The sequence below is a fragment of the Nocardia blacklockiae genome, assembly GCF_015477355.1.
GTDB lineage: Bacteria > Actinomycetota > Actinomycetes > Mycobacteriales > Mycobacteriaceae > Nocardia > Nocardia blacklockiae.
This window is the reverse complement of record NZ_JADLRJ010000001.1, coordinates 1118841-1130990: the sequence shown is the minus strand read 5'-3', so window position 1 is coordinate 1130990 and position 12150 is coordinate 1118841. Positions and strand designations below refer to the sequence as shown.

At 70.7% G+C, this 12150-nt stretch carries 12 protein-coding genes; 5 read left to right on the top strand and 7 right to left on the bottom strand.

The features are described 5' to 3' along the window. Positions 1–87 precede the first annotated feature (87 nt). A complete protein-coding gene (locus IU476_RS04990) occupies positions 88–633 on the top strand; it encodes an ester cyclase (RefSeq protein WP_195096931.1) in 546 nt (181 codons plus the stop codon). Positions 634–637: 4 nt separating this feature from the next. Here IU476_RS04990 and IU476_RS04985 read toward each other — a convergent pair whose 3' ends face one another. The 3 genes from IU476_RS04985 to IU476_RS04975 all read right to left on the bottom strand — a co-directional run bounded on the left by IU476_RS04985 (position 638) and on the right by IU476_RS04975 (position 3433). Continuing rightward, the gene (locus IU476_RS04985) at positions 638–1348 is read right to left on the bottom strand and encodes a TetR/AcrR family transcriptional regulator (protein WP_195096929.1); all 711 of its coding nucleotides are present in this window, start codon (positions 1346–1348) and stop codon (positions 638–640) included. A 196-nt stretch (positions 1349–1544) separates the two neighbouring features. Then, positions 1545–2456 (bottom strand): cutinase family protein, encoded by a 912-nt coding sequence (locus IU476_RS04980; RefSeq protein WP_438943967.1) that lies wholly within the window; start codon positions 2454–2456, stop codon positions 1545–1547. Between the two features lie 212 nt (positions 2457–2668). Continuing rightward, positions 2669–3433, bottom strand: a complete 765-nt coding sequence (locus IU476_RS04975) for a GntR family transcriptional regulator (protein ID WP_195096926.1) — start codon at positions 3431–3433, stop codon at positions 2669–2671. A gap of 231 nt (positions 3434–3664) precedes the next feature. Here IU476_RS04975 and IU476_RS04970 point away from each other — a divergent pair, with 231 nt between their 5' ends. Beyond that, on the top strand, positions 3665–5044 hold the full coding sequence (locus IU476_RS04970; RefSeq protein WP_228823000.1) for an ABC1 kinase family protein: 1380 nt from the start codon (positions 3665–3667) through the stop codon (positions 5042–5044). A gap of 18 nt (positions 5045–5062) precedes the next feature. Here the strand turns inward: IU476_RS04970 and IU476_RS04965 are convergent, their stop codons facing one another. After that, positions 5063–6322, bottom strand: a complete 1260-nt coding sequence (locus tag IU476_RS04965; RefSeq protein WP_195096924.1) for a KasA/KasB family beta-ketoacyl-ACP synthase — start codon at positions 6320–6322, stop codon at positions 5063–5065. Between the two features lie 275 nt (positions 6323–6597). Here IU476_RS04965 and IU476_RS04960 point away from each other — a divergent pair, with 275 nt between their 5' ends. Then, positions 6598–6909: a hypothetical protein gene (locus tag IU476_RS04960; RefSeq protein ID WP_195096921.1), complete on the top strand. Its 312-nt coding sequence runs from the start codon at positions 6598–6600 to the stop codon at positions 6907–6909. A 6-nt stretch (positions 6910–6915) separates the two neighbouring features. Here IU476_RS04960 and IU476_RS04955 read toward each other — a convergent pair whose 3' ends face one another. After that, entirely contained in the window at positions 6916–7518 is a 603-nt protein-coding gene (locus tag IU476_RS04955) for a UdgX family uracil-DNA binding protein (RefSeq protein ID WP_195096918.1), read from the bottom strand. 181 nt (positions 7519–7699) lie between these two features. Here IU476_RS04955 and IU476_RS04950 point away from each other — a divergent pair, with 181 nt between their 5' ends. Next, positions 7700–9199 (top strand): flavin-containing monooxygenase, encoded by a 1500-nt coding sequence (locus IU476_RS04950; protein ID WP_195096907.1) that lies wholly within the window; start codon positions 7700–7702, stop codon positions 9197–9199. Positions 9200–9299: 100 nt separating this feature from the next. Next, on the top strand, positions 9300–9851 hold the full coding sequence (locus tag IU476_RS04945) for a hypothetical protein (RefSeq protein WP_195096904.1): 552 nt from the start codon (positions 9300–9302) through the stop codon (positions 9849–9851). On the opposite strand, the gene IU476_RS04940 is transcribed toward IU476_RS04945, so the two are convergent. Then, a complete protein-coding gene (locus IU476_RS04940) occupies positions 9812–10480 on the bottom strand; it encodes a response regulator (RefSeq protein ID WP_195096900.1) in 669 nt (222 codons plus the stop codon). The two genes, IU476_RS04945 and IU476_RS04940, sit on opposite strands and share 40 nt — an antisense overlap. A 275-nt stretch (positions 10481–10755) precedes the next feature. Beyond that, positions 10756–12087, bottom strand: a complete 1332-nt coding sequence (locus tag IU476_RS04935) for a family 1 glycosylhydrolase (RefSeq protein ID WP_195096898.1) — start codon at positions 12085–12087, stop codon at positions 10756–10758. Positions 12088–12150: the final 63 nt, after the last annotated feature.

Genomic DNA, 12150 nt, shown 5'->3' with positions numbered 1-12150 from the left:
CCGCCGATTTCGCCGATAACAGCGTCATTGCTGCTCATTACATTGTTATCGCACCGATGACATTGTTATGGGGGTACTTTCGCGGCCATGCACTCCGGTGAATTCACCCTCGACCCGGCCGCCGAGCCCATCGCCGGCCCGGAGTGGTTGCGCGCCTTCGTCGATCGCTACATCGCCGGGTGGAACAGCGCCGACCCGGCGGCCGTCGCGGCCTGCGTCACCACCGACACCCGCTGGCTGGACCCGTCCGAGGAACACCTCATCGTCGGCCGCGACGGCGTGGCGAAATTCGTCGCGGACACCGTCCGGTCCTTCCCGGACGTGTCCTACGACCTGGTGTTCGAGCCCACCGTCACCGCCGACGCCCGCGCGGCGATCGTGCCCTGGCGGATGACCGGCACCCACCTCGGGCCCATCGACCCGCCCGGATTCGCCGCCACCGGAAAGAAGTTCGACCTCATGGTGGTCGACATCTGGCAGTTCCGCGACGCACTGATCTGGCGCAGCAAGGCCACCTGGGACCTCAACGAGCTGCTGCTGCAGCTGGAACTGCTGCCCAAGCGCAACGGCTTCGCCGAGCGCTTCCTGGCCAGGATGCAGCGCACCGGCGCCCGGCTGCGGCGCTCCCGCTGAGCGCCTACGTCAGCGGCATCGGGTCCGGCGCGGGCGCGAGCACGCGCTGCGCGACCCGGGCCACGGACTGCTGCACGCGAGCCGGATCGGCGCCCATCCCGATCAGGATGTTGACGATGGAGGGCAACAGCACTTCGCTCAGGCCCTCGTCGCCGTACAGCCCGGCCATGTCGAGCTGGATGAAGCCGTAGAGGCCCGTCCAGAACTGCGCGGCGGCCGTGCGGGCGTTCGTCGCCCGGATGAGCCCCGCGTCGAGGGCGCGCTGGGTCGCGCGCACCACGTGGTCGAAGCTCTCCGCGAAGTTCTCGAAATCGGAGTCGCCGGAACCGGACAGGATGTTGCCCCGGTTGAGCTTGACCTCCGCCTTGGGCGACTCGGTGGCATACATCAGCCGGAACAGCTCCGGCTTGCGCAGCGCCTCGTCGCGGAAGATGAAGCCCAGCATCAGGATGTCGGTGATCGGGTCGTCGCTGATCGCGCACTCCGACAGCCGCGTGTTGAGTTGAGCGAAGCCCACCGAGCCGACCGCGCGCAGCAGTCCGGGCATGCCACTGAAGTTCGAATAGATCGCCATGGTCGATACGTCACATATCCGCGAGACCCGCCGCACCGTCAGCGCGGGGAGTCCCTCCGTCGAGAGGAGTTGGATGGTTGCTTCTATCAAGCGTTCTCGTAGCGACGACACCGTGAGGGATGCCGTCCGTGTTCCGGTCATGCTGCCACCTGCAATTCGTCGGCGGTGATGTCCTTCCAGCGAGCGGCGCCACCGCGCTGTATCACCGAACCCTCATCCACAAATCCAACCCGTCTACCTGTTACCGGTCGGTAGCGTACGAGATAGCGGACCGGGGGAAGGTCGATTTCGCGCGAATCACCCGATTGATTCGGTTAATAGGGGTAACGGTTACCGCTCAGCGCGCGGCGTCGAGCAGCCAGTGCCGCAACCACGCGGTGGCCGTGGTGCCGCCGCCGTCGACCACGTAGGACGGATACTCCTGGTGCACGCGGGAGCTGTAGAACTCCTCGAGCTCCTGCTGGCGCTCCTCGTTCGCGGGATCGCTGAACTGGCTCTGCAGCATCGGGATTCCGCCCGCGGCCATCAGATCGTCGATGATCGACTGCGCTTCCAGCTGGTAGCGGCTCGCCAGGTCCAGGTCCGGCGCGGACAGCTGCGCGAAGAACCCGGCGATGCGCGTGGCGAAATCGTCCGGGGGAGTGGAGCAGTAGAGGTCGCCGACCGCGCAGATGCTGCGCACCCGCGGTGTCAGCCAGCCGAATCCGCCGATGCGCGGACCGCCCGCGCCGGCCCCGGCGACGGGTGGGCCGACCGTCGGATCGGTCGGCGAGCGTCGCGGATCGGCCAGCAGCCCCACCGCCGCGACCCGGTCCGGCGGCACGACGCTCAGGCCGGTGCCGATCTGCGCCGCCAGATCGCCCGCGGCGTCCGCGCCCTGGCTGTAGCCGATCAGCGCGATCTTGGTGGCTCCGCAGGCGCGCGACATGTCGGCCACCAGGCCGCGCGCGTTGTCGACCGCCTCCTGCTTGGAGCGGCCGTAGACCTCGCCCTCCCAGGGCAGTGCGGTCGCCGCGTAACTGACGTAATCGGTGCGCACCGTATCGGGCAGGCCGTCTGTGACGGTGGCCAGCATGCCCTTGCGCGGCTCCTCGCGGGAGGTCTCCCAGGTGCCGGGCACCGCCACCACGTAGAGATTCGGGCACTCGCCCGGCGCGGCCTGCGCCGCGGGCGTCCCGGTGGCCGACACGAGCGTCGCCGTGATCGCCGCCGCCGACGCGAGGGCACCGCAGCTTTTTCGAAGAGACACCGCCGAACTCCTTGTGTCGCAGAACCTTTCACGGCGAGACGGGTGTCGAGCGCGCGGTGTCCGCAGTGCGCGAACGCCTGCCGGGACGTGCTCGCGAAATCCCCTGCCGCCTCGACGGTAACCGAGAGCACCGCCGCCCGGGGCCGGGTTCACCGAGATGTCACGAACCGTTGCCGGGCCCCTACCGTCGTCCGAGACGGCCGCCGCGGCGCTCAGGCGGTGGCGGCGGCCTGCGCCGCGCCCGCGCCCATGGCCTGTTCGAAGTGCGTCACCACGCGCTCGTGGAACATGCCGAACAGATCCTCGAACAGCGCCACCTGCGCATCCGACGGGCCGGACGCCGAATCCCACACCGCCGCCAGCGCCCGCCACATCAGCACGTGCAGATCCGGGCCCACCGCGTAGTACGCCGCGATGGCCGCGGGCACCTCGAGGATCATCTCGCCGATGGAGTTGAGCACCGCGCGCTGCATGCTGTGGCCCAGCGCCGAGAGCAGCGTGCGCACCAGGGCCAGCTCCCCGGCCAGCAGCGCGGGCAGATTCGGGGTCGCCTGGCGGGCAAGCGCTTCCAGGTCGTCGATGGACCGCTCGAGCACCGCGGGATCGACGCCGTGCGGCGCGGCGGTGTAGGTGAGCAGCGCGTCCATCACGATCTGCCGCTGCATGGTGACGATGTCGCGGAACATCTCGACGGCGAGTTCGGGGCGGGGCAGCGACAGCCGGAACAGCCTGCGGTACACCTCGACACCGCCCTCTTCGCGCACGTCGCGGATGGTGAAACCCTTGCCGCGGTGCGCCTCGACGAATCCGTGCGACTCGAGCCGGCCCAGAATCAGTTGCGCGGTCGCGCGATTCATCGCGAATTCCTCGGCAACCTGGCGAACGGAGGGCATCAGGTCGCCGGGGGTGTACTCGCCCACAGCAACCCGGCGCGCCAACTCGTCGGCGACATCGGCGACGACCGTCTGCGCTCCCATTGATCTCTCAGCCCTTTCGATGTGGTCGGCCCCGAACACTTTTGGGTTACGTCCCAGACAGTCTAAGCTGTGCTGTGCCGAACTGCACGTGCGTAGCTGCGGGCTGCGTGCACAATGGGGTGATCGATGTCTTTTCGTCGCGTCGGCGACCGGCCTGAGAACGAGCGCGCGGGTGCCGGTCGCGGCTGGAGCCGCGCGTCCCGGCCGGATGGTAATCCGCCGGGGCACCGGATGATTCGCAGCGCCAAGCTGGCGTCGCTGCCGGTGGCCTTCGCGGGCCGCCGGGCGGCCGGGCTCGGCAAACGCGCGCTCGGGCGCTCGGCCGCGGAGATCGAGCGAGATATCCAGTTGCGCACCGCCCAGCACATCTTCGAGGTGCTCGGCGAATTGAAGGGCTGCGCGGCGAAACTGGGGCAGATCCTGGCCATCTACGAACTGGCGCTGCCGCCCGCACTCGCCGAGCCGTACCGCACCGCGCTGAGCCGGCTGCAGGATTCGGCGCCGCCGATGCTGCCGCGCACTGTGCACGGCGCCATGGCGGAAGCCTTGGGCGCGGACTGGCGCGACCGGTTCCTGGAGTTCGACGATCGCCGCGCCGCGTCGGCCAGCATCGGCCAGGTGCACCGGGCGGTGTGGCACGACGGCCGCCCGGTGGCGGTGAAGGTGATGTACCCCGGCGCGCGGGCGGCGGTGCGCAGCGACCTCGACGAGTTGCGCCGGATCTCCGCGCTGGCCTCGGTTTTCGCGCCGGGCGCCGACATCGCGTCGCTGACCGAGGCGCTGGCGGCGTCGGTGCACGCCGAACTGGACTACGCGGCGGAGGCCGACCACCAGCGGCTGTTCGCCGCCGCCTACGCCGACGAGCCGGATTTCGTGGTCCCGCGGGTGGTGGCCCAGCAGGGCGACGTGGTCGTCTCGGAATGGCTCGACGGCGAACCGCTGCCCCGGCTGATCGCCACGGGCCGCCAGGCCGAGCGCGACCGGGTGGGCATGCTGGTGCTGCGCTTCGTGCTCTCGTCGTGGCAGCGCACCGGACTCCTGTACTGCGACCCGCACCCCGGCAACTTCCGGGTGCTGCCCGACGGGCGGCTCGGCGTGGTGGATTTCGGTGCGTGCTCGCCGTTTCCGCCGCCGGGGTTCCGCGAGGCCGTCTCGGGGATCGGCGAGGCGCTGGTCAACGGCGGCATCCCGGAGCTGGAGGCCGCGATCCGCGACCACGGCTTCATCGACCCGGGCCGCGAATTCGACGTCGCCGCCCTCGCCGCGCAGCTCGAGCCCATCGTGGAACCGTTGCTGCGCCCCACTTTCCGGCTGTCGACGCGCTGGCTGCGCAAGCGCACGCTGCGCGCCCTGGACCTGCGCCTGACCAATGTCAACCGCGAACTGACCATGCCCGCGGACTACACCCCGTTCGCGCGCTGCGTGCTCACCGCGGTCGGGCTGCTGTGCCAGCTGCACGTCGAGGGACCCATCAGCGCCGAAATCCTCACGTGGTCACCGGAATTGGCCGATGTGATGGACCGCTATCGGGCCCGCACACCCGCCCCGGTGAACCTCGACGAGGAACGCCGGCGGCGGAAGCGGGCGGCCTCGGCGGAGGCCACCGGCTGAGCGCGGGTGCGCGGCGGCTCAGTACTTGCCGAACAGCACGGCCGCGTTGTGCCCGCCGAAGCCGAACGAATTGTTCATCGCGAACTCGACATTGGTGTAGCGGGGCTTGTCGCGCACCACGTCGAGTTCCACCTCGGGGTCCTGGTTCTCCAGGTTGAGCGTCGGCGGCACGACCTGGTCGCGCAGCGACAGCACCGAGATCACGGCCTCCAGCGCGCCGACCGCGCCCACCGAATGACCCAGCGCCGACTTGGGCGCGTACACCGAGGGATGCGTGCCGATCGCGGCCGCGATGCCCTTGGCCTCGGCGAGGTCGCCGATCGAGGTGCCGGTGGCGTGCGCGTTGACGTGGTCGATGTCGGCGGGGGTGACCCCGGCGGTCTCGATCGCCCGGCGCATCGCGCGGGCGCAGCCCAGGCCCTCCGGATCCGGCGCGACCATGTGGTAGCCGTCGGCGGTCAGGCCGGCGCCGAGCAGCCGGGCCAGCGGCTTCGCCCCGCGTGCCAGCGCGTGCTCCTCGGTCTCGAGGACCAGCAGCGCCGCCGCCTCGCCGAAGACGAAACCGTCGCGGTCGCGGTCGAACGGCCGCGAGGCGCGCTCGGGCTCGTCGATGCGCGAACTCAGCGCGCGCGCCATCGTGAACCCGGCGATCGCCATCGGATTGATATAGCCCTCGACGCCGCCCGCGACGATCATGTCGGCCTCGCCCAGCACGATGGTGCGCCAGGCGTGCACCAGCGCCTCGTTGCCCGACGCGCAGGCCGAGACCGGGGTGACCACGCAGGCGCGGGCGCCGATGTCCAGCCCGACCACGCCGGAGACGCCGTTGGGCATGCTCATCGGCACCGCGAACGGCGACACCTTGCGGTAGCCGCCCGCGCGCATGGCGTCGTTGGCGTCGACGATGGTGTCGGCGCCGCCCAGACCGGTGCCGATGCACACGCCGAGCCGGTCCTTGTCGACCTCCGGCTCACCCGCGGTGGCCCACACGCGCTTGCCCATGGCGTACGCCATCTGCTGCACGTAGCACATGCGCCGCTTGCGGACCCGGTCCAGATCGGTGGTCGGGTCGTGGACGAGTTTGCCGCCGATGGTGCTCGGTAGGCCGGCCTCGGTGATCTCGGGGTCCGTGAGCGCCCGGATGCCGCTGGCCCCCGAAAGTAGGCCCTGCCAGCTGCTTTCGGTGTCGGCGCCGATGGACGTCGTGATCTCCACCGCCGTGACCACGACATCGCGGAAACCCCCGGAGCGGGTGGAGAAGTTCTCGAGCTTGCCCACGTTCTGCTAGTCCTCACTGTCGGTCCCTGCAAGCGCGAATACGGCAGCATCGGCGGACGCGACGACCTCGTTGTCGATGGCGTACTACACCGGCGCCCAATCCGCCGGTGCAGGAGAACGGATCGCGTGCCCGGTCAGCCTACAGCCTGCGGTCCCGTCCCTCCGCCCGGCGAAACGCGGGCGCGCTGGGCCGTCTCCGGCGCGTCCCCGGCGGGTCGCGATGCTGGAGGTTTGCCCCGGCCGCGACGTGGAATCCCGCCGATACCACCGGGCCGGTGACGGTCCGCACGGGCCAGGGGAAGGGCGTGCCCGAGATGGTGACGACCGCGATGTCGGAGCTGTTCCACAGCCAGATGGAGAATCCACACCCCGAGGCGCCGCCCGGGTCGGGTATTCCGGCCGCGCTGTTGCGGCACCTTGTCTGGCTGCATCTGGCGGCCACCGCGATCGCGATCGTGTGCTGGGTGCAGATGGTGCGCAAACGCGGCGGCGGCCGGGTCCGCACGGTCCACGTCGTGATACTCGCCCTGCTGCTCGGCCTGTCCTCCGCGGGCGCGGGCCTGCTGCTCGGCGCGGCGCTCGAGTAGCGGGCCTCAGTCCATGGCCGCCCGGACGGTGCGCAGGTCGGCGAGGAATTCGGCGTAGGCGGCGTCGCGGTCGGGGGAGCGCAGCACCGCGGAGGGATGCACCGTCGCGACCGCGCGGCGCGCGCCGAGGGGAAGCACCTGCCCGCGCTGCTTGGTCACGCGGAACGACGGATCGATGACCGCCTGCGCCGCGATCGCCCCGAGGCACACCACCAGATCGGGTGCGATGCGGTCGAGTTCGGCCTCCAGCCACGGTCGGCACGCGGTGACCTCGGTGCGGCCGGGCTGCTGGTGGATGCGCCGCTTCCCGCGCTCGGTGAACTTGAAGTGCTTGACCGCGTTGGTCAGATACACCGCGTCGCGCTCGATGCCCGCCTCGGCCAGCGCCCGGTCCAGCAGGCGGCCCGCGGGCCCGACGAACGGACTGCCCGCCACGTCCTCCCGGTCGCCGGGCTGCTCGCCGACGAGGACGACGCTCGCGGTCTCCGGCCCGGCCCCGAAGACGGTCTGGGTGGCGTGGCGGTAGAGGTCGCAGCCGCGGCACTCGCACGATGCCCGGCGCAGGGTCGCCAGATCGGCGCCCTCGGGGATGTAGTCGCTGGCGGTCATGGCCGGGTCCTCCCTTGTCGGCTGCCGTCGCGAATACCCGGGCCGATGCCAGGGAAACGGGGGGAGACGTAACCGTTCCGTGGCCGCGGGGCAGCTAGACGTAACCTTCGATAACACGTAACCTGCGGGTAGGCCCGGTCACAGCCGTCCGGGCCGGGGATCACACGAAACGAGTACCTCAATGGCGCGGCATGTCGACGTACTGATCATCGGCGCGGGCCTGTCCGGCATCGGAATGGCCTGCCACCTGACCCGCGAGCGGACCGGGCGCAGCTACGCGATCCTGGAGCGGCGCACCGCCGTCGGCGGGACCTGGGACCTGTTCCGCTATCCGGGCATCCGGTCGGATTCCGACATGCTGACCTTCGGCTACGGCTTCCGGCCCTGGCACGGCACCAAGGTGCTCGCCGACGGCCCGCACATCCGCCGCTACATCGCCGAGACCGCCGACGAGTACGGCGTCACCCCGCACATCCGGTTCGGCCGCAAGGTCACGCGGGCGAATTGGTCGGAGGCCGAAGGCATCTGGACGGTGACCGCCCTGGACGAGCGGACCGGCCACACCGAGACCTACACCAGCAACTTCCTCGTCGGCTGCACCGGTTACTACGACTACGACAACGGCTACCGCCCGGAGTTCCCCGGCGAGGAGGACTTCGGCGGCCCCATCGTGCACCCGCAGCACTGGCCCGAGGACCTGGACTACCGCGGCAAGCGCGTCGTGGTCATCGGCAGCGGCGCCACCGCCATCACCCTGGTCCCGGCGATGAGTGCGGACGCCGCGCACGTCACCATGCTGCAGCGTTCGCCCACCTACATCACCGCGCTGCCCGCCGACGACCCGGTGGCGGTCGGCCTGAACTTCGCGAAGGTGCCCGCCGCCGTCGCCTACAAGCTGGGCCGCGCGCGCAATATCGCCCTGCAGCGCGCCAGCTTCCAGCTCTCCCGCAAGAACCCGGCGCTGTCGCGCAAACTGCTGCTGGCCGCGGTCCGCGCCCAGGTCGGCCCGGGAATCGACATGCGGCACTTCAGCCCCAGCTACGACCCGTGGGACCAGCGGCTGTGCGTGGTGCCCAACGGCGACCTGTTCAAGGTGCTGCGCAGCGGCCGCGCCGACATCGTCACCGACCGCATCGCGACCTTCACCGAGACCGGCATCCGGCTGGAGTCGGGCGCGGAACTGCCCGCCGACATCGTCATCAGCGCCACCGGCCTGCGCGTGCAGATGCTGGGCGGCGCGACGCTGGAACTGGACGGCGAGCCGGTGTCGGTGCGCGACCTGGTCGCCTACAAGGGCACGCTGCTCGGCGGAATCCCCAACGCGATGATGGTCATCGGCTACACCAACGCCTCGTGGACGCTGAAGGCGGACCTGGCGGCCGAGTACTTCTGCCGCCTGCTCAACCACCTGCGCGACCACGGGCTGTCCCGCTTCGTCGCGGTCCCCGAACCCGCTGACATCTCCCGCGACTCGCTCATGGGCGGCGCGCTGACCTCGGGCTACATCGCGCGCGGCGACGCGGTGATGCCGCGGCAGGGCACCCGCGGGCCCTGGCGGGTGATCAACAACTACTTCCGCGACCGGGCGCTGCTGCGCAAGGGCGCGCTCGACGACGGCGTGCTGCGCTTCTCCCGCACGGCCGCGGCGCCCGAGACGGTCGCGCGGACCCGCTCGGCCTGACCGGGATCCTCCAGGTCGAGGGCCATGGGCCCTAGCGACCGGCGCCGACGCGGCGCACCGTGAGAGCGGGTGCCCGTGTCTCCGGCGACTGGAGGAAGTCATGAACACCCTGGAGCGACAACTGCTTTCGTGCCTCGACGCGCTGCGCGAACTGCCCAGCCCCGGCAACGTCCGCAGCGTGCGCCGGGCCGTACTCGCGCTGCGCGGGGCCGCCGACGAGCTGGACCCCGCGCAGCCCTACGAGCAGGGCGTCCGGCAACTCTACGAGTATGTCGACAGCTCGAGCCGGGAGGCGGTCGCCGACCGGATGCGCTGGCTGTCCGGGGCGCGCGCGGAGTACGAGAACGCGCTCGCGGCGGAGCTGGCGGCGGCCCGGCGGGGCGGCTCGGTGTACGCGCTGTCGTGCCGCCGCGACGCACTCGGCCGTCTCGGCGCGGACCTCGAGCAGCTGCCGCCGGAACAACGAGAACCGTTGCGCGCCTTGCTGTCCTACGTCTACATGAAGAACCGGGAGGCCTTGGACCTCGCGGTGTGCAGCGACTGGGGCGCGCCCGCGCTGCGCTACCGACTGGAGCGCGGACACCCGGACCGGACCGATCCCGAACGCTCCGGTCAGATCGTCGGTATCTCGCCGCGGTCCGAGGTGAAGTGACCCGCGCGCAGTTTCGAGGCGAACACCGCGGCTTGGGTGCGGCGTTCCATGCCGAGTTTGGCGAGCAGGCGGGAGACGTAGTTCTTGACGGTTTTCTCGGCGAGGAACATGCGTTCGGCGATTTGGCGGTTGGTGAGTCCTTCGCCGAGCAGGTCGAGGAGTTTGCGTTCCTGGTCGGTGAGGGCGGCGAGGGGGCCGTCGGGTTCGGTGCTGCGCCGCAGCCGCTCCATCAGGGCCGCCGCGGCCCGGTTGTCGAGCAGTGAACGGCCCGAACCGACCGCTTTCACGGCGGCGGCGAGGTCCATTCCTTTGATGTCCTTGACGACGTAGCCGCTGGCCCCGGCGAGGATGGCGTCGAGCATCGCTTGTTCGTCGGTGAACGAGGTCAGGATGAGGCAGCGCAGGTCGTCGAGTCGGGAGAGCAGGTCGCGGCACAGTTCGATGCCGTTGCCGTCGGGCAGGCGGACGTCGAGGACGGCGACGTCGGGGCGTAGTGCGGGGATGCGGGCCAGGGCGTGCGCGACATCGCCGGCCTCGCCGACGACCCTGAGTTCCGGGTCCTCCTCGAGCAGGTCGATGAGGCCGCGCCGGACGATCTCGTGGTCGTCGACCAGGAACACCTTGATCATGGTGCGTTCCAATCCCGTTGCAGTGGACCAGCTCACGATAGAACGCGCGGGCGCGACGGGATAAGGCCGAAGGTCACCTGATGACCGATTCGCCCGGGGGGTGAACCGCCGCGTAGACGTGGCAGGCGGGGCAGGCGTTCCGGCCTGGCACCCGGCGGCTTCACCACCTCGGGCAGAATGCCGGGGGGCAGCCCGACCCGTCCAGCATCCTCCGCGGCCACGGCGTGGCGGGCGGGCCGAATGTCGGCAGTCGGGGAGCCGAAGGTCCCTGCGGTCTACCGCGGCACGGTCACCGGATCGGTGCAGCTCCCGGGGGTGTCGACCAGCGAACAGGCGCCGGGGCCGCGGGTGGGGCGGTAGTCGGCGGGCACCCCGCCCGCGCGGGTGAGGGCGGCGTAGGCGGCCACGGCGTCGGTGGGCCGGCGGGTCAGGCTCGGGTCGGTCAGCACGTCGACGGTGTAGAGGCCGAAACGCGGTGTGTAGCTGCCCCATTCGTAGTTGTCGGTGATGCTCCAGTAGTTGTAGCCCATGACGTTCATGCCGTCGGCCTTCGCGCGCTGCAGCCAGTACACGGTGTCGCGCAGGTCGTCGGCGCGGGTGTAGCCGTCGGCGCGCGGCGCGCCGTTCTGGGTGGGGATGCCGTTCTCGACGATGTACAGCGGTTTGCCGGGGAAGCGGTGCGCGTAGTGCTCCAGCGCGTAGTAGATGCCCTCCGGTTGCAGCGGCATCGTCCACAGCGCCTCGGGGTCGGGCACGTTCGCCAGCAGCGTCTGCGGGGTGAAGCCGTAGTAGTAGTCGATGCCGATGTAGTCGAGCCGGTCGGCGATGGGCTCGACGATCTGCCCGTTGACCACACCCTCCGCCACCCCGGCGACGTAGGCCACGTTGCTGGTCACCTGCGCGCCCGGCTGCACCCGGTGGATGTGGTCGTAGATCCCGTTGTGCGCGGCGATCAGGGCCTGCTGCATGCCCGGGAGGCCGGCCGGGTCCAGGCCGCCGTTGCGGGTCTCGTTGACGAGATAGAACGTCGGCTCGTTGAAGGTGACCCACAGCGGATCGCGGGAGGCGTAGCGGTCCACCACTTTTCGCGCGTTGGCCAGCCAGTCGTCGAGCATGGCCGGATGGCCCCAGCCGCCCCGGTCGGCGGCCCAGCCGGGATACACCCAGTGGTCGAGGGTGAGCATCGGGCGCAGGCCGGCCGCGGCCATGGTGTCCAGGACGCTGTCGTAGAAGGCGAAACCGTCCTCGGACCACTCGCCCGGCCGAGGCTGCACCCGCGCCCACTCGACGCTGATCCGGTACACGCCGACACCGAGTTCCGCGGCCAGGCCGATGTCGGCGGGGTAGCGGTGGTAGAAGTCGACGGCGTCGTGATAGCGGTCGTAGTCCGGGTGCGCGTCCACGTAGCGCCGCCAATTGCTGTCCGGCGCAGTGCCTTCGCACTGGAATCCGGCGCTGGCCACGCCCCACAGGAACTCCGGCCCGAGCGGCGGCACGGTCGCCGGCGGGGCCGGGCGGGCGGCGGCCGACGGTGCCGGGCCGGCGAGCGCGGCGGCGGTGCCGGCCGCGAACAGACCCAGCGCGTGACGGCGGCTGAACGGGCGCATCGGACTCCTCTGCGTTGCTGTGCGGACGGGATCGTCCGGCAACGCTAACCGGATCCCCGTGCC